A 16,859-nucleotide genomic window follows, 5' to 3' on the forward strand; every position below is an offset into this window, starting at 1 on the left:
CTGAGTTCTGCCGCATCCACTTCCGGCAATGACGGCACACGCTAACGCAGGGCGGAGAAAATCTCAATGCGTTTGATGGAATCCACCCCGAGATCCGCTTCAAGCTCCATGTGCGTCTCCAGCATTTCCACCGGGTAACCCGTCATCTCGGCGATGATCTCCATCAGAATGCCGGAGATCTCACTCGCAGCGGGGGCCGACGCGGTCGGGGCAGCGACGGGCGCCGTATGAGGCGAAGACGCGACAGGGGCGTCATCGTGGGTCATGGCGCGGCTGGCGGTAAGCAACGACGTGCGTCGCGCGGCGACCGCATCCGGTATTGCCTCTGATGGAGAAGCTACGCGATCTGAGGAGTTACCCTGTGCGTCCTGTGGCTTCACCATATTGGATGACGGCGTTTCGACGGGTGAGCAGGAATGAGAATCCTGATGCATCATATTATCAACTCCATTTGGCGCCGTCTCGACTTGCGGCATCGCAGTCACAGCTTCAGCGGCGGAAGGCGGCACCTTGTCCGTGGGCTTGTGCGCCGGGTCATCGGGCCGCGGCGCAGGCTTTGACGCAGCCGGGCTGCCATGATTGTTCTGAAGAGGGAATTTCGGGTTCGCGCCACTGATGGGGACGGTCATCCGACCTTCAACTTTCCGGGCCTGCGCCTCGGACGTCGCAACGTTTTTCCAGAGAGCCGACAAATCCACGTCGATACCGGCGACAATCAGGCGGCCCAAAGCCTCCCAAAGTGAGTCCAAGCCATTCGCGCCGCGCTTATCGAGCGCGATGACCTGATGCGGCTTTTGATTGAGAATCTGCGCGATGAAACTTTGCAGAATATTCCCCGGCCCCACCTCAATGAAAATCCTGACACCGGCTTCATACATGGCCTCGATCTGGGCGATGAAACGGACCGGCATGAGGATTTGGCCCGCAAGATATTCCCGGTAATCAACCGCATCCTTCGAAGTAGATGAGGTGCCCGCATTGTTGAAGATCTCAATACGCGGCTTGCAAACGCGGAGTAGATCCGTGAAATCAATGGCATCGGCGCTGTAAAGGGCAGAAAGCTCCCCAAGACCACCCCCCCCCCCGCCACAGCGTATGGTGCGACGCCAAGTTCTTTCAGCAAGACAAGCAAAGCGGCCGACATGACGGCCGATCGCGGGCTGGACAACGGAAGTGTTCTTGAAGGGAACGAACTTCGATCGCTCCGCTTCTTCTCCGAAACCGGGGCGGGGGAAGACTGTGTCGCGCAATTCCGGGTTGACGTTTGCTGCCGCGTCCCAGATCGCTCGCGCGACATCGAAATTCATGGCGATATCCGCGCCCATGGAGGTGTATTGGCTTCCCTGCCCGGGGAAGACAAAACCCAAATGACCTTCCGGCGCACCTGTCCCGTAAAAGATTTTCTGAGGCAGCGCCCAGCCCTGGCCGGGCGTTGATTCGATTTTCTCAATGGCGAGGGCGAGCTTTTTCTTCAGATCGGGAAGGTCGGACGAGATGATCGCGATGCGACAATCCTGCCGTGTGTAAGCGTTGTGCGATAAGCGCGCCATCTCGTCGAAATCACCGGAAGCGCTTTGTAAGGCGCGCGCTTTTTCCACAAGTTGCGATGTATCCGCCGCTGAAATAACGAAGAGCTCGCTCTGCGCATAACGTGTTTTGGGCGACGGCGGAGATGTGCCTTGATATTCCTCCAACGTAACATGAAAGTTGGAGCCCCCGAACCCGAATGAACTGACTGCCGCACGACGCGGATGACCTCCGGATGTAATCCAGGGGCACGCCTGCGTGTTGAGGTAGAACGGGCTTTCCGCAATATGAAGTGCGGGGTTGGGTTGGCTGATTTTAATCGTGGGCGGCAGGATTTTATGATGCAGCGCCATAACGGCTTTGAAGAGCCCCGCCGCGCCCGCCGCGGCCTTTGTGTGCCCGATCTGCTACTTGACGGAACCAAGGGCGCACCATTGTTGGCGACCCTCCCCAGCTTCGGAAAAAACAGCATTTAATGCCGTGAATTCGGCAGCATCCCCCGCGATCGTGCCGGTCCCATGGGCTTCGACAAGCTCGACGGTTTTAGGGCCATATCCGGCAACGTCGTAAGCGCGGCGCAAGGCCTTCATCTGCCCCTCAGGGCGCGGCGCGTAAATGCTTTTGCTTTTACCGTCTGATGAACTACCTAAACCGCGAATAACCGCGTAAATATGATCACCATGCGCCTCCGAATCCTCCAGGCGCTTCAATGCAAACATGCCCAACCCCTCACCCAGGAGGGTGCCGTCGGCTTCCGATGAAAATGGGCGGCAATTCCCCGCGCGGGAGAGTGCCGGGGTTTTGCTGAAACAAGTCTACATGCAGACGTCGTTCATCGTGTCGACGCCCCCGGTGATGACGAGATCTGACTGATTGGAAATCAGCTCATTGATGGACATGGAAAGCGCGGAGAGACTGCTGGCGCATGCCGCGTCCGTGATGCAGTTTGTGCCGCGCAGATCAAACCGGTTGGCAATCCGGCCCGCAATGACATTGCCCAACAGGCCGGGAAAGCTGGATTCCTCCTAAGGAGGATAACGGTCAGAAATATCCTGACAGATCTTTTCCGCCAGCGCATCATCCACGCCGTTTTTCCGCAATGCATCGCGCCAGACGGGCCTTTGGAGGCGGCTTGCCAAAGTCGTCAGGAGCTCCTACCCCGAGGTGACGCCGAGTATGACACTCGCGCGCTCGCGATCCATCTCTGAAAACTACCCCTTGAGAGCGTCATCAAGGACGGCATGCGCCACGACGAGGCCCAAAATCTGAGACGTGTCGGTGACCGGCATGATTTTTGGCGGCATGCCGTTTTTCAGGGGGTCAAATGCGACCTCACTGAGGAACGCCCCTCTTTTGGCGTAAATCTTATCCGGGGATTTCGGGTCAGGATCGTAATAATCGGCGATTGACCAATGGGTGAAAGGTATCTCGGTGATGAGGTCCCGGCCTGCCAGAATATCCTTCCAGAAACCATGTCGGTCTTCAGATCCGGGAAACAGGGTCGCGACGCCCACAACAGCGATTTGATACGGATATAACATATTGGATTACCTGCGCGGAGCAAAACTCGGGGGGAGATGTTATTGCGACGGGGTGGGCCGCAAATTTTCATCTAAAGGGACGGGCCGGAAGCGCGATTGATCCGGCGGAATGTGCACGCCGTAGAGGCGGAGTTGATTCAGCCTTTCAGTGAGCATCGCACCGAGCATCAGGTTACGCCCGATCTGCGCGACGCTCCGCTGTGACGTATCTTCTAGAAAGGAGCCCTCAGCCCAGTCATTGAAGGCGCCCATTGCCGGGCCGCACCAAATCTGATAATCTAGCCCGCGTGATGTCTCACCCTGGATCGCCCAATGGCTTGCGAGGCCCAGATATCATCTGAAGGTCAAAGCCATTTGATAACGGGGATTTTTCAATGCCCGCTCGACTTCCTTCGCGTTTCGCTTTTCCCAGAATTTGCGTGTCTCGTCCCAGAACTCCGACAGGGACGCATTGAAAATGTCCTTCTCGATGCGTTTGGGTTGATCTTCGGGAATATCGGAGAAGCTGGTGTGACGCTGATAAAGATCGAAGAGTTTCTGTGCCCGTATGGCAAACATCGTGCCAGATTTCAGGACCTGCACTTTGGCCCCGATCTCAAACATATCGGCTGACGGGGCCATCACCATATCCGTCGCCTTCGCTTTGGCGAGTAGTGATTTGACGCCAGAACTAATCCCGGCCTCAATGGTCGATTGATTGACGGAGCCGGTTAGGACACAATCAGCCCCCATCGCAAACGAGGCTGCAACCGCTTCCGGCGTCCCCAGGCCACCAGCGGCACCAATATAGATCGGATTGCCGTAAGCGAATTCTGTCCGTAATTTTTCCCGCAAACTCAGGATCAAGGGCAGGATGACGGTGAGAGGGCGGTTATCCGTGTGGCCGCCTGAGTCTGCTTCCACCGTGATATTTTCTGCTATAGGCACCTTTCGGGCGAGGCGCGCCTCATCTGATGTCAAGGCACCTTCCGCAACAAGCGCATCGAGGATGTCCGAGGGGGCGGGTGAAAGGAAGATCCTGGCGATCTCGGGTCGCGAGACTTTCGCAAAGACGAAATTTTTTCGTATGATCGCGCCATCCGGCCCCTCCCGCAGTCCTGTCGCCGCATATTGCACCACGACTGCGGTGGTAGTGGACATGAAAGCCGAGGCCGAGACACGCTGGACATCGTGCTTCAGGAAAAGCGCGACGAGGGCCCTCTCAAGGGTTTGGTCACCTGGCGCATGGATGAGATTGACACCCCATGACTTCTGAGACCCTAAACTCTCCTTAAAGCTGATAATGGCCTTCTCAACGGTTGCGGGCGACAGGCCCGCTGCGCCGAAAAACCCGAGCAGGTCCGCCTGAGCGAGGCTCTTCACCATCGCTTCCGACGCAATCCCATTTGCCATTTCGCCGCCAATATAGGGGTGACGAATATCATGCGCGTTACAGAAAGCAGCGGCGCCGAGTGTTTGGTTACGAACATCGGGAAGAACAGCGATGACCTTACTATTCTCTAAACGCTCGGGCGTGATCGATTTTTCGTTGATGTAAATGATTTTATCCGCCGAACTGAGCAGCCATATATCTTCTAAAACATCATAATTAAAAAGTCATGATTTAATACAAATCATGCTGTTGACTTGAAAATTAAAATATTATCGCGGCGGCAATATTCCGTCTCAACTGATCATATTCATTCGATGGGTTTCGAAATCGTAAATTATGCGGCAACTAATTTAGACTTCACAAAAATTTGTTCGATTGGCAAAAAAAATCATGCGCCAAATCGATCCAGAACGAACCTGAGCAATCAGCCTGGAATTCGTTAACGGAGCATGTTCCAAATGGTTGTTATTTTTTTAAATATCTTTTTATTTTAAGGTACACACCCGCCTAAGAGGGGCGCTTCGATCGACCCCCTCGAGTGAAATCGTCGACGGAACGCATCATTTTGGCTGGACGCCTGAGACAGCGACGTTTCAAGAATGCGCGTGTCAATCCGGACTCGCCGGCACCGATCGTCCATCGGCCCGGACGATCGTCCGGGCACGAGGATGGATCTTTCCAATCCGTAAAACCGTCTATCAGGCTGCGGCGATAATGAGCCCGGACGGATCCGGGGCGGTCAGCGTCAGATAAGGCCCTTGCTGTAAAATGTGTATAAAAAGGAGAGTGGTTGACTTCAGGTCAGTGAGGCATTCAGATAATGTCAGAATGGCCCGCTCATTTGTCCACCTTGCAGCGGAATGCTGAACATTGTGCCACCCTTCGCCATCATCGGTGAGGTGTCAGGTCATCCGCGTCATACGCCACGCCTCAATCAGATGAATCTCGCCGACAAGCACGCTAAGCATACGGCGATCATCGACATAGGGCCCGATAACATCACATGGACGGCTTACCCGTCTCACGATATGCAATTTCTCAACGTAGCGCGGCACCTTGAACACATAACCATCCCGGCGGCGCGATAATGGGAAGATCTCCCCACCTCCCGGCAAAACGAGGCGCAGCGCAGCGTCCATCGTCAAAGACCGCGCCGCGCCAGCTGGACCCGGCATGGCCAGCAGACGCTCACAGAATGGGTTACGGCCCGACAGACGCTGATAAACAGGCTCAACCTCCGGCTCGCCGCACGCGCAGCGGCGCAACAAGATCATCAGCCCTCTTCGGTTTCAGAGGCACCACGCCCATGCCTTCCCGAAAGCGCGCGCGATTACCCGTATCAAGGTAGGTCTCCGTCAGTAAACCTGCCGCGCTGATAATCGCGTGTTTCTCTGTCTCAATGTGATGAAACCGATAAAACGGCTTCTCTCGCTCATAGGTGATACTCCCACCATTCACCAACATGCGGACAGGTATGAAACCACCATCCACGAAAACACAATGTTCCGACGTCAGCAGAATATCTTCAAACGGGACGTCATCTCCAAAAGCACCGCGCGCGATGCGCACTGCGTACCCCGAGAGAGGTCACCCGGGAAGTCAGGACGGCACACAGCGTCCCCCTCACCCACCCAGCGGATCGGTGTCGCGACTTCTTCACCATTCTCGTGCGTAATGACAAGGTCACCCGGCATCAGCGCTTCAACCGCGCGCCAGCCATCGGGCGTCAAAATCTTTGTGCCGCTGAGGAAACACGTTTCAAACTCCGTGCCCCCGGCGCCATCGGGAATGACCGTGAATTTCTGGCCATCCACCAGGTCAGGCCCTGAAATGTCGAAAAGGATAATTTCGCGGGTGTAATCTTCGCCCTTGACTTTATAGACGATGGTCATTTCGCGATTATCGTAATGTGCGTCCTGCACCATGACATCGGCATATTTCAGGGCTTTGAAGTCCAGCTTCACGCCATTTCGGTAGCCTTCAATCGTCACATTGACCCACACCACCCGATCATCATCCAGGAGTGTTTGTCGAAAGGCGATTGTGGCACCACCCTTCGCGACACTCTCATTAACGTTGACGGTTGCCACGGCGCAGAATATATGTCCGAAAGAGACACAACCACCGGCCCCAGGTCAATAACCGGCTCCACATGTTCATTATCGGAAAGGCTGAGGGTCGCCCCTGAGATGACATTGATACGGTCCTCATCATGCCATCCGGAGATGAAACCATTCAGTGCCAGGGTGCCGACGCCCTTGAGGGTAAGTGGGCCGACGCTCATGCCGTTTTTGACAATGATTTCACCGCCGGAATTGGCAAAATCGATCGTGCCGCCGGAGAGCTCCATCGCATTGACGGTTACATCGCCCGTGACGCTTACGGTGCTGGCCTGCTACGACAATTCACCCAGCGTGCCACCCGATAATTTGACGGCGCCCGTATCACCTGCCTGCACGGACAGGCTTGTCATATCCGTGCCAAACACGCTGTCAGAACTGCTTGCGACGGTGACCGCGCCGAGCGTGCCTCCCGAAATATTGATGGCGCCTGAACCGGAGATTGCGAGGACGTCATTTGTGTAAGTAATGGTTTTAACGGTCAGCGTGCCGCCACTGACCGTGAGCTTCTTCCGGATGGTCAGCGTGTTGAAATTTACCGTGCCGCCTGTCACATTGAGGTAATCCAACGTGACAGTATTCCCGACCTCCAAATGGCCACCCACAAACTGCAGATTCATCACGCTCACATGTGGCGCGGTGACATCGAGGGTGCCGTCAAGAATGGCCGTCATGGGAAAAGAGGTCTCGGTGAGCGTCGTTGCGCCCGAATTCCGAGATATACGCGCATGTGAAAAATGCGCGGAATGAAGCCTTCGCGATCTCTCCTTCAAATAATCAAGACCTGTCTTCGATTTATTCTTAGTCTTATGCTGCGTCACTTTATGATCCCCCGGAATCAGCGCGACGTCATTCGATGATAGTCATGAGTTCAAATGAAAAACTTAAGGCGGGAACGGGTAATGACGGCGGGAGAACACCGCAATGACACGCCCCACCCGGCGCCGCGTCACTCAAATCGAGTTCAGCTTTAAGGTCTGGGTCGTTAATGTAACAGTAAGTTTTATTAAAACTTGATTTATTCAGATGTAACCCGATGAAATAATAGCAATTTCGATCACGGACATCAAATAGACATTAAATATCGTTTAGTCTCTTATCTTCGTTATTCACTATCGTGACTCGCTAAATCGCCCTCTGACCGACTTGGATACTCGATGGTCCGAACTTCTACTCACTCAGCTCTTGGAGACATAGTGGGGTATGGATCGCAGTTTTCTCTGCAGGTTCAGACGTGCTCTGGTCCGGGGCAAGCGTGCCGAGACGTGCGCACTTCTCTGAGATGGCGCAGTAGGGTCATTGCGGAAAAGTACTGAACAGCTCGCGTCGCGCCATCATAGAGGCGAATTACGGAGGAGAAGCCTGCCATTTCTGACGCTTCAATTTGAAGTCTTCAGGACGTCAATGGTGGCGCGATGACGAGCATTGCCGCATTTAGCATAGGACTTCCGATTTATGTTGGTGTTCGGGCGCCGGGACGGGGCAGGTGCCATCCTAACTCGGGACGGAGGACGACGTGATGAGTTCGATAAACTTCAAGCATTGATCCAGGACCGTTGCGCGATCTCTTTCCGCTCGAATTTCTTCCAGTAAAGCGCTCAGGTGGGTTGAAATGAAGTTTCTTTTCTCTCCCTCCCACGTCGTCATTTGAGACAGATAAGACCCTTTCCCAGAGGACAAATCGCGTCTCAGATTTCGCAATTTTTCAGCCTGGCTTTCAATCTCTATAAGGCACTTCCTTGCGACTTGCGCTGTCTCCCGCATTTTTGCCTGTCGCTGAATGGACCGAAGTAAACGCGCCGATATAAGTATGAGCACCATCATGCACATGACGGTAACAACTGCGTGGAGGAAGGTCACATTGATCGATTTTTGAAACATCCCTGCCCTCCTGCATATCGGTCCACTCGATGTTCTCATTTTTCTTCCCGCCAATATGATTTCTTATCATGTCGATCTCATGAAGATATTCATGCGGCGATTCTCTGATAATGTCAAAAATTTTAAGAATTTCTCAACAATTTAATCAAGACCAAAATTCGGTATATTTTGTCAGAATTGAAATTCGCATTTCCTGCTCAACTTGTGGATTAGAATTTGAGCTTCTATCGCCTCGATATTGGGCACATTCAAGAATTTCAGCGCCTGCCACAATTTGACATTGCAAATCCGGATTCGCCTCTTCTCGCCCTAAGTAATGGATGGCGTTAGAGATCAAAAGCGTTGAAATGACAAGCACTGATATTGTCCGCGTGGTCGGTCTCTCCCTGCTCAATGCCTTTCGGTTCAGTCTTTTCAGAGTTGCCGGTGACGGGTGAAGCGCGATTCCGCTTGAACGAATCCAACCGGATCTCAGCCATAACATATCGACTATCGTAAAAGCCGCACCGCAGTCGTCACCTGGTATTAAATGGATCGACAGATGTTCGTGATATCAATATTTCTATTATTGATCAGTCATGACCATGGTGACGATCTTATACGCTCTTTTCATTAGAATGTGACGTGCAGACTTCCCTTAAGTCCGCTGTCGGTTGCCTTGACGCCATATTGTCCGAGATAGAACAATCCGACATCGATCTGATCCGTGACCCTCAGGTTAAACCCGGCATCAACGACAGCGACATCTGATGCGAGCAGCGTGCCAGCGATGCGCATTGCCGCGTCGTTGGATGCAGCGAAGCGCATGGGCGCCGCGGGCGAGAGAGAGCCAAAACTGTGTCGGTAACCGATCATGAGACGCGGCATAAGAATGGTCCTGCCAATTCGGTAGAATGCCGATGACCGTAACCCGAAAGTTGAAAAAGTCACGCCCTTCGTGAATGACCGACCTTTGAGAGCCTCAATACTCCCCTTTTCCTGGAAGCTTCCACTTTGGACGCTGACGTAAGATAACCCGGCGAAAGGCTCAAATGCGATTTTTCGGCCGCGCATACGGTAACCGATTTCACCAAAACCTTGAGCCGTTCCGGAGAGGTAATCGGCGTTGAGTTTCGAGCCACTATATCCGTTGAAGTTCACGGCGCGGCTCATGCTCATCATGTTCAACGTATAATTTGCACCAAGGCGCAGATTGATCCGGCCCCAATGATTGCCGCCATAGGCACCGATTGTGACGTTGTTACTATGGCCTAGTGAATCGCGTCCACTTGAAACATGGAAGGAATCATTGCTGTAACCGATCAAGGCGCCGATGCGCGCTGTGCTGAAGACCGGCACATCAGCCCCCATGAGGAAACCGGCGGATATGTGGTTCATTGTCGCGACGTTTCCGTCACCAAAGTTTCGGCCGAGACTGCCATAAGCCTGATACCAGAGGACGAGACGGTCTTGATTGCAGCGATTTGAGGGGGCTTTTTCCGAGAGAGCTGCAGTCTGGATGGATTCAGAAGAGTAAGGCCCGTCGCAATCGGCGCTGCTGAGACGTTCTGCGACGGTCTCACGCAGCATAAAGGCATCTTCAATAAGCGCCGTAACGGCAGAAGCATGGATCTCACCTGACGCCGCATTCAAGGCGCTGCGCGCATCGTTGATATCGAGCCCTGCGACCGCCAGTGACAACACGTTACCGGAAGGCAAACGGTCGAGTGCCGCGCCTGACGCGAATTCATTGCGCGACCGACTTAAAATCGTGAAGCTGGTATTATTTCGGTCAAGTGCCACGCCAACGAGGTTATTGGTATAAAATAAACGAGGATCGAGAAAGATATATTGACTGCCGAGGTTGGCTGACAACAGGTCGAATTGACCAGAGATGTTGCCGGTTGCTTCAATGAGCCGGTAGACCTGATTAACCCGAAGCACTGAACCTGGCGCGACGGTGAGGGCCGCAATTCCGCCTGTGAGACTGACATTACCGCTTACATTGGCGAAGCTGCTTGCGAGGATATTGCGGTTGGATCCGTTGACATTCACCGATGAGCCGATCTCCTGCCCGGTGCCTGTGGCAGAGAATGTTGATCCAGCGCCCATGCTCAGTTCGCCGTTTATCGATATTGTGCCGACGGCGCCCGGCCCTGCCGGCGCAAGGGCGCCCCCATCGCCGATGGTCGTTGGCCCGACGCTGCCTGTTCCATAAATTGTGCCACCATTCTGAGCGTTGAAACGGGCATTGGACATATCACCGCTGATCCCCAATCCACCGGCGAGGACATCGACCTGACCATTGAAATCGGGACTGTAACTATTCAGCGTCACATTTCCCGATCCGATTTTCGACATGGCGCCGCTGCCCGAAAAGCTGTTGCTCATCGAGGCATTACTCACCTGATCAATGATGAGGCTTCCGTTGCCACCAATATTGATCCCGCCAGAACCGAAGCTTGAAGCGGTGCCCTTCAAGGTGCCATTGGCAACAGACGTCCCTCCTCCGTAACTATTGCTGTTGCTGAGCGTCGTTACAACCCGTACCCGCGTGGGTTACGCTTCCCTGCCCACTGATGGGTTGCGGAATAACGTTATCATTGCTGAGGTTGATTGTCAGATTGCCATCATTGACGATGGCAGGGCTCGCGGTAAGACGCCCCGTCGTGCCGCCATTGCCAAGTTGCAACGTACCGCCATTGATTATAGTGTTGCCGCGATAAGTCTGGTTTTGCGAGATGATGAGCGTACCGGCATCGACCTTCTGTAAAGATGTGCCCCATCCACGAGACGATCATTAATAACCGTATCGAGGTTCGCGGTGATTGGTGATCCTTGTTGTGTTCCATCGCCGACGCGCATGATCATTGTGCCTGAAGCCGCGTAAATATCGTCGCCGGTCAAACGATAGATGCCGCCATCATGGTTTGCGAATTGCATTCCTTCGGCGGTCACTTTGGATATTGTGCCGTTCGCGGTCGTGTCACGCACGGTCACGGTGCCGGCTTGCGCGGCGAAGATCGTGAATGTGCCAGATGTCCAGATATTATCAATACTGCCGGTTGTATCCATCCAATTGGCATTATCGGTTGTCCAGGTTCCATCGCCACCATTGACGGTGCCATTTCCCGGCAAACCGCCACCTCCCGGTGACACCGTGCTCCCGCCGTCCCAGAAAGGCAGAACACTGTCGATGACGACGAGATTGATTTCGTGGTCAATACTCGTTTGAAGAAGAAGCTGCGTATCCGGCGCCGTATCGACCGTGCCGAGGCGGGCATTGGGGGTGGATGATCCATTAAGCACCGGAAAGAGCGCCATTGTACGTGTAGATACGGTAGATGCCGCGACCGAGACCATTGGAGACGGAAATGGGCGTGTCGGTGTCGTCGACATTCGTACCTCTCACATTCACGGTCCCACTAAAGACGAGGTCACCCTTGACGATGGCGAGGTCATTATATTGACCACCGACAACATTGGCCTGACCAAGATCCCAATTTTGGATCGCATTGTAGCTGAGATCGAAATTTCCGTTGATGGTGAGCGTTGCAGCGTCCGGCTGGGTTACGCCCGGCGCAACGGTCGCGTTATCGGCAATCGAAACATTCCCGCCGATTATACCGCTACCGGTGAGCTGGGCGTCAGATTCGACGATGGTATCACCTGTTGCGGCAGACTGGTCACCATTGATTTGCAGCTCACCGGCTGAGACGGTTGTCGTGCCGGTATATGAGTTATTTCCCTTAAGGATCGTCGTTCCCGTACCTGTCTGATTGAAGACGCCAGCGCCGGAAATGACACCATTCATTGTCACATTGTTACTTCGATTGACCGTGAGAGTGCCGTTATCAACAACATTGGAGTCACTTCCGAACATACCGGAAGTACCGCCTGTCCCGAGGGTCAGGCTTGCACCATTGCCGATTGTTGTCTGGCCGGAATAGGTGTTGTTGCCCGTCAGGGTTTCCGCACCTTCCTGTAATTGTCAGCCCGCCTGAGCCTGTCATAACGCCTGCAAACGTATCCTGCCCGTTGTTCAGGGTCAGAATGCCATCGAGCGTGGCATCGCTGTCACCGCTCAGGGAGTTGGCAGAGGCATTGTTTGAAGTGACCGTGAATTGACCGGACTCAGCAGCAAGTGAACCCCCGATTGAGGCTCGGTCGAGGGTGAGCGTTCCATTATTCGTGACATTACCGGTGACATTATGACCGTTGCTGAGTGTCAGCATACCATTATTGGAAGCTGACGCAACTGTTCCGCTACTCGCTGTGAAGGTCGCGTTTTGCGCATTGGTAATGGCACCCGCCTGAGAATTACTGAGATTTACTGAACCACCATTATTGCTGACGGCTTGGAAGCTTGCATCCTCGCCTGTTAATGTGCCGGTATTTGTTGTCGCGCCGCTGACAGTGCCGCCATTAACGTCAGTCGTGTCCGCATTCGTGAGCGCACCAGCGATGGCACCAGACAAGGTTAAGCCTGCGCCGCCATTGACGGTTGTCGCGCCGGTATAGATATTTTGGCCGGAGAGGCCCTGTGTACCGCCGGAAATGGTCAGGCCACCAGCGCCAGACATCACCCCCGCATAATCATTGCCAAAGGAGGCATTGGCGTTGGTGATCGTCAACGTGTTCTGTCCGAGGATTGTGCTGCCGTTGCCGTCGAGGGATTGGATAGAGGGCGTTGAACTGGAAGCGCCAGAGACACCGAACGTCCCATTATTATGTACGCCGCTTGACGCAGCGCTCGCGCTCGCGCCGCTGAGCGCCAAAGTGCCGTTGCTGATGGATGTAGCACTCGTATAGCTGTTATTGGCCGTAAGCGTTGTGGTGTCCGTGCCGAGTTGCGTAACGGCGCCCGAACCTGAAATGTTGTTTGCGTAACTATTATTGTCTGATCTGTTAAAGGCGAGTGTACCGTTATTGACGCTTACATTATCGATCCAGCCTGTCGTGCCGCCCTGACCGAGCTGAAGCGTGCCACCAGAATTGATTGAGACATTTGTTTGGCTCGACGACTCATTGGCAGCGAAAACCAGCGTGCCACCATTGACATTAACCGCAAGGTTTGAACTCAGGCTTGAGAGGATAGATGGCACATTAACGACCCAGGTCCCGTCCCCGGTCTTATTGAGTGTTCCAAAAAGACTAGTCGCGTTTGCGAGTGTATTGGACCCGCTGGAACCGGTCAGGTTCAAAATCGATGGATCCCCGCCGCCAAGTATACTCCCGTTAAATGTCGATCCATTATAGAGGGTGACGATGTTTACAACAGCCAATGAAGGTCTAAGAGAAATATTTCCGTTAACGACGCCACCTTCAAAATTCGTAAAGTGGATCGGGTTCGCAACACCGGTGCCGATAACGACATCTGTTCCCTGCGCACCTGAAGCCATTGTCCCGTAATTATTGATGGTGTTGGCAACCGTATTCGTCACTGAGTTGTTCGTTTCAGCATAAAAAATTGCACCCCCGCCGGTCCTGAGCGTACCGTAATTATTTACGATGTTGCCACCTCCGATCGCGCTGATCCAACCTGTATTTTTGGCCGTGTTTGTTTGAACAATACTTCCTGTAGATGAAATGTTCACGACCGTGTAATATTTGAATTCGACAACGTTTCTTCCCTCATTCCATGGCCCCTACTATTTCCGGCACTTTGCAATGATCCATTGACATTGATTACATTCGGATTGCTTGCGGACGACCCGGAACCCGTACTTACACTCATTCCAGAGGTATTCACCAACGCGCCGGAGGCGATATCGAGAGTTATGATTGTGCTGTTCGGACCCGTGCCGATAGTCGAGGTGATTGACCCCGTACACGTCACTGTGCCCGACGTCCCATCACATGCTGCGCACGCTTCACGCGGCAAAAGAAGAATGGCCAAAGACAAACATGTCATCAGACAAGAAAGGTATTTAGTTCGATCAATCAAACTCATCTCAGATGGCCACATCTTATTGTTGTGCAAGACCAAGACGTTCCTGATCATGCGGAGGGAACGCATTCCTTGCTTCTCACGCGAGACCCTGAAACGTTTCGCCTGAAACAAAAGTTTTCGGAAAAGCCGTCCAGAACCGGGCTTTCAGCTCAAATATGACGTTTGCAATGAAACGCGTGGCAGAGGAGAAAGCCTCCGACCCTATGTCTAAACGTGTTGCGGCCCGGTGCTCATCATCTCGACGGGCGAGCATGATCTCGATGTATAAGCGTCAACTGCATTTGCGCCTTTCAAATTCTCAGGCCTTTCCAGAGATTTCCCACCTTTGGCCAAGAGCGCGATCACTCTTCCTCTTAAGCTCGCCAATACCCGTCCTGACATGGCGCTCATTCCGTGACGCGATCTCGCCCAACAGGGGTCACTCGGGACGCGCCGCCACGCGGCCTCCCCTTCAATGCCTGGTCGGCGGGTCAAAATGTTCGCTTTCAAGCCCGGAGAGCCATGCGCGCGCCTGTTCTCAAAAGCTGGGCGCGCCTTGGTAGACCCGCGCATTTTTCAATAAGCGTATCGACCCGCTTCACTCGAAGACTCGATTTACTCCTCCGGAGACGATTGGCGCATCTACAGGGCCAGTCAGGCTGGTGATGAAGATGTCTCGCCGAAGAACTGGCCCCACCCGCCTCAAAATTCGCGCCAGATCGAGCCTCATTGCGCCCGTCAGGCACCGGTCACCCCCCCCCCCCCGCAACCTGCCCGTGGCGTTGCGCCGAGTGCGAGGCGGTTTCATGTGACTTTCCGACGTATGTTTTGCAGCCTTACAGAGCTGAACTAAGGCCCAAACAGGCCCCCACGGCCGAAGCCCCCCTGCCGGGTTAGGTCCGTGACACAACAAATTCCCACCACAGACCAAAACCCTTGCAGCGTCTAGCTTCTCAACATAAATTTCGCCGGGAAATATGGAGCGGGTGAAGGGAATCGAACCCTCGTATGCAGCTTGGGAAGCTGCCGTTCTACCATTGAACTACACCCGCATGGGCGTTTACCTACATGAAACGCCTCATCCGCACAAGCGCGGCGCAAGGTGCATTGACGTCGCCCACGAAGCTTGCTCATATGGAATTGTCACGCACCTGATGCGATGACCCTCGTCATTTGGAAGGCCGGCTTGCAGCGAGGTAAAATAAATTGCGCTAAAGAGGTCCGCATCACGTAAGTGATCTCGGCTTTCCACGACCAGAATGGCGTCTAACGCCCATTTTGGAGTATTTCCTGTTATGAAATCCCACAAATTTGGCCTGACAACATCTCTCCTCCATGCGGATCTTGACCGCACACCGCATGGAGAGACAAGCGAGGCCATTTTCCTGACCTCCAGCTTTGTTTACGATAGTGCGGAGCAGGCCGCCGCGACTTTCAAAGGGGAGGAAAATCATTTCCAATATTCCCGTTTCGGTAACCCGACGACGGATGCTTTACAGGATCGTCTCGCGCGGCTTGTAAGGTGCTGAAGCCTGCATCGTGACCTCAACGGGGATGGGGGCCATTTCTTCGACGCTTTTAGCGCATGCGAAATCGGGTGATCGGGTCGTCGCCTCACGCGCTTTGTTCGGGTCCTGCCACTGGATCATTGCCACGCTGCTTCCGCGTTACGGAATCGAGACTGTCTTTGTCGACGTCCATGATGATGCCGGTTGGGAAGACGCCTTATCCGTGCCAACGTCAGCCGTGTTGATTGAAACCCCCTCCAACCCGATGCTCGACATCATCGATATTCAGAAAATCGCCGATCTGTCCCATCGTGCAAGGGCGCTTCTGATGGTGGATAATGTTTTCGCGTCACCCATCGGGCAGAAGCCATTGTCACTCGGCGCGGATGTCGTTCTCTATTCCTGCACGAACCATATTGACGGCCAGGGGCGCGTCCTTGGCGGTGCCATTCTGGGAAAGGCGGATTGGATTAAAGATGTCGTGCAGCCTTTCACGCGCAATACGGGTAACAGCCTGTCGCCCTTCAACGCGTGGGTTTTACTGAAAGGGTTGGAGACCCTCCCGCTTCGGGACCGCGCCATGGCGTCAAACGCGGCCATGGTGGCTGACTTCCTTGCCGGGCACAAAGCGATCCGAAAGTTGCACTACCCCGGGCGCGCTGATCACCCCGCCGCGTCTCTCATAAGTCAGCAGATGAGTTACGGCGGCAGCCTCATCGCTTTCGAATTGCAGGGTGATCAAGAGATGGCATTTCGGTTCATGAATGCGCTCAAGCTCATCGCCATCTCAAATAATCTGGGCGATTCCCGCAGTCTCATCACGCATCCGGCCTCAACAACCCACATGCGCGTGCCGGCGGAAGATCGCGCCAGGCTCGGGATTACCGAGGCGGTGCTGCGCCTTTCCATCGGGTTGGAGGAGAGTGAAGATCTGATCGCGGATCTTGCCCAGGCGCTAGAGGAGATGGATCATTAAAGATTCGTTGCATTCCATCGAAC

General features: G+C 54.0%; 15 protein-coding genes, 1 tRNA gene, 2 pseudogenes and 1 riboswitch. Of the genes and pseudogenes, 2 read left to right on the plus strand and 16 right to left on the minus strand.

Annotated features, from left to right (window positions below):
* Window positions 1-41: 41 nt before the first annotated feature.
* The 8 genes and pseudogenes from AAYR33_05995 to AAYR33_06030 form a co-directional block, all read right to left on the minus strand.
* Window positions 42-1,550: a phosphopantetheine-binding protein gene (locus AAYR33_05995; protein XAO72409.1), complete on the minus strand. Its 1,509-nt coding sequence runs from the start codon at window positions 1,548-1,550 to the stop codon at window positions 42-44.
* Window positions 1,530-2,531: pseudogene (locus AAYR33_06000) on the minus strand (beta-ketoacyl synthase N-terminal-like domain-containing protein). The gene AAYR33_05995 and the pseudogene AAYR33_06000 overlap by 21 nt, the downstream one beginning before the upstream one ends.
* Before the next feature lie 207 nt (window positions 2,532-2,738).
* Window positions 2,739-3,068, minus strand: a complete 330-nt coding sequence (locus tag AAYR33_06005) for a beta-ketoacyl synthase N-terminal-like domain-containing protein (GenBank protein ID XAO70637.1) — start codon at window positions 3,066-3,068, stop codon at window positions 2,739-2,741.
* Between the two features lie 39 nt (window positions 3,069-3,107).
* The gene (locus tag AAYR33_06010; protein XAO70638.1) at window positions 3,108-3,320 is read right to left on the minus strand and encodes a hypothetical protein; all 213 of its coding nucleotides are present in this window, start codon (window positions 3,318-3,320) and stop codon (window positions 3,108-3,110) included.
* A gap of 81 nt (window positions 3,321-3,401) precedes the next feature.
* Window positions 3,402-4,637, minus strand: coding sequence for a PfaD family polyunsaturated fatty acid/polyketide biosynthesis protein (locus AAYR33_06015; GenBank protein XAO72410.1), 1,236 nt, complete (start codon window positions 4,635-4,637; stop codon window positions 3,402-3,404).
* Window positions 4,638-5,342: 705 nt separating this feature from the next.
* Window positions 5,343-5,714: a hypothetical protein gene (locus AAYR33_06020; GenBank protein ID XAO70639.1), complete on the minus strand. Its 372-nt coding sequence runs from the start codon at window positions 5,712-5,714 to the stop codon at window positions 5,343-5,345.
* Window positions 5,671-6,009, minus strand: coding sequence for a Hint domain-containing protein (locus AAYR33_06025; protein XAO70640.1), 339 nt, complete (start codon window positions 6,007-6,009; stop codon window positions 5,671-5,673). Before AAYR33_06025 ends, AAYR33_06020 begins: the two co-directional genes overlap by 44 nt.
* Window positions 5,952-6,530 (minus strand): Hint domain-containing protein, encoded by a 579-nt coding sequence (locus tag AAYR33_06030; GenBank protein ID XAO70641.1) that lies wholly within the window; start codon window positions 6,528-6,530, stop codon window positions 5,952-5,954. Before AAYR33_06030 ends, AAYR33_06025 begins: the two co-directional genes overlap by 58 nt.
* Before the next feature lie 122 nt (window positions 6,531-6,652).
* Here AAYR33_06030 and AAYR33_06035 point away from each other — a divergent pair, with 122 nt between their 5' ends.
* Complete coding sequence (locus AAYR33_06035; protein XAO70642.1) at window positions 6,653-6,868, plus strand: hypothetical protein; 216 nt, start codon at window positions 6,653-6,655, stop codon at window positions 6,866-6,868.
* Here AAYR33_06035 and AAYR33_06040 read toward each other — a convergent pair.
* From AAYR33_06040 to AAYR33_06075, 8 genes are all read right to left on the minus strand, one after another.
* Window positions 6,836-7,234 (minus strand): hypothetical protein, encoded by a 399-nt coding sequence (locus AAYR33_06040; GenBank protein ID XAO70643.1) that lies wholly within the window; start codon window positions 7,232-7,234, stop codon window positions 6,836-6,838. The two genes, AAYR33_06035 and AAYR33_06040, sit on opposite strands and share 33 nt — an antisense overlap.
* A gap of 1,043 nt (window positions 7,235-8,277) precedes the next feature.
* The gene (locus AAYR33_06045) at window positions 8,278-8,511 is read right to left on the minus strand and encodes a hypothetical protein (protein ID XAO70644.1); all 234 of its coding nucleotides are present in this window, start codon (window positions 8,509-8,511) and stop codon (window positions 8,278-8,280) included.
* Window positions 8,512-9,053: 542 nt separating this feature from the next.
* Window positions 9,054-10,901, minus strand: coding sequence for an autotransporter domain-containing protein (locus AAYR33_06050; protein ID XAO70645.1), 1,848 nt, complete (start codon window positions 10,899-10,901; stop codon window positions 9,054-9,056).
* A gap of 34 nt (window positions 10,902-10,935) precedes the next feature.
* On the minus strand, window positions 10,936-11,112 hold the full coding sequence (locus AAYR33_06055; protein XAO70646.1) for a hypothetical protein: 177 nt from the start codon (window positions 11,110-11,112) through the stop codon (window positions 10,936-10,938).
* A gap of 14 nt (window positions 11,113-11,126) precedes the next feature.
* Window positions 11,127-11,744: a hypothetical protein gene (locus AAYR33_06060; GenBank protein ID XAO70647.1), complete on the minus strand. Its 618-nt coding sequence runs from the start codon at window positions 11,742-11,744 to the stop codon at window positions 11,127-11,129.
* Entirely contained in the window at window positions 11,722-12,303 is a 582-nt protein-coding gene (locus tag AAYR33_06065; protein XAO70648.1) for an autotransporter-associated beta strand repeat-containing protein, read from the minus strand. The genes AAYR33_06060 and AAYR33_06065 overlap by 23 nt, the downstream gene beginning before the upstream one ends.
* A complete protein-coding gene (locus tag AAYR33_06070; GenBank protein XAO70649.1) occupies window positions 12,290-13,864 on the minus strand; it encodes a hypothetical protein in 1,575 nt (524 codons plus the stop codon). Before AAYR33_06070 ends, AAYR33_06065 begins: the two co-directional genes overlap by 14 nt.
* A 1,466-nt stretch (window positions 13,865-15,330) precedes the next feature.
* Window positions 15,331-15,404, minus strand: a tRNA-Gly gene (locus AAYR33_06075).
* 103 nt (window positions 15,405-15,507) lie between these two features.
* Window positions 15,508-15,588, plus strand: a riboswitch (SAM riboswitch).
* Window positions 15,589-15,647: 59 nt separating this feature from the next.
* Between AAYR33_06075 and AAYR33_06080 the strand changes: the two are divergent.
* A pseudogene (locus tag AAYR33_06080) lies at window positions 15,648-16,836 on the plus strand (aminotransferase class I/II-fold pyridoxal phosphate-dependent enzyme).
* The last annotated feature ends 23 nt before the right edge of the window (window positions 16,837-16,859 follow it).

The sequence above is a fragment of the Acetobacteraceae bacterium genome (genome assembly GCA_039613835.1).
GTDB lineage: Bacteria > Pseudomonadota > Alphaproteobacteria > Acetobacterales > Acetobacteraceae > Sorlinia.

Excerpts from the sequence above, each read along its gene's own strand:
- AAYR33_05995 (XAO72409.1), bottom strand. The coding sequence starts at position 1,550 with ATGGCGCGCTTATCGCACAACGCTTACACACGGCAGGATTGTCGCATC.
- AAYR33_06005 (XAO70637.1), bottom strand. The coding sequence starts at position 3,068 with ATGTTATATCCGTATCAAATCGCTGTTGTGGGCGTCGCGACCCTGTTT.
- AAYR33_06010 (XAO70638.1), bottom strand. The coding sequence starts at position 3,320 with ATGGGCGCCTTCAATGACTGGGCTGAGGGCTCCTTTCTAGAAGATACG.
- AAYR33_06020 (XAO70639.1), bottom strand. The coding sequence starts at position 5,714 with ATGATCTTGTTGCGCCGCTGCGCGTGCGGCGAGCCGGAGGTTGAGCCT.
- AAYR33_06035 (XAO70642.1), top strand. The coding sequence starts at position 6,653 with ATGCCATCCGGAGATGAAACCATTCAGTGCCAGGGTGCCGACGCCCTT.
- AAYR33_06040 (XAO70643.1), bottom strand. The coding sequence starts at position 7,234 with ATGACGGCCATTCTTGACGGCACCCTCGATGTCACCGCGCCACATGTG.
- AAYR33_06045 (XAO70644.1), bottom strand. The coding sequence starts at position 8,511 with ATGATAAGAAATCATATTGGCGGGAAGAAAAATGAGAACATCGAGTGG.
- AAYR33_06060 (XAO70647.1), bottom strand. The coding sequence starts at position 11,744 with ATGGCGCTCTTTCCGGTGCTTAATGGATCATCCACCCCCAATGCCCGC.
- AAYR33_06065 (XAO70648.1), bottom strand. The coding sequence starts at position 12,303 with ATGTTCGGAAGTGACTCCAATGTTGTTGATAACGGCACTCTCACGGTC.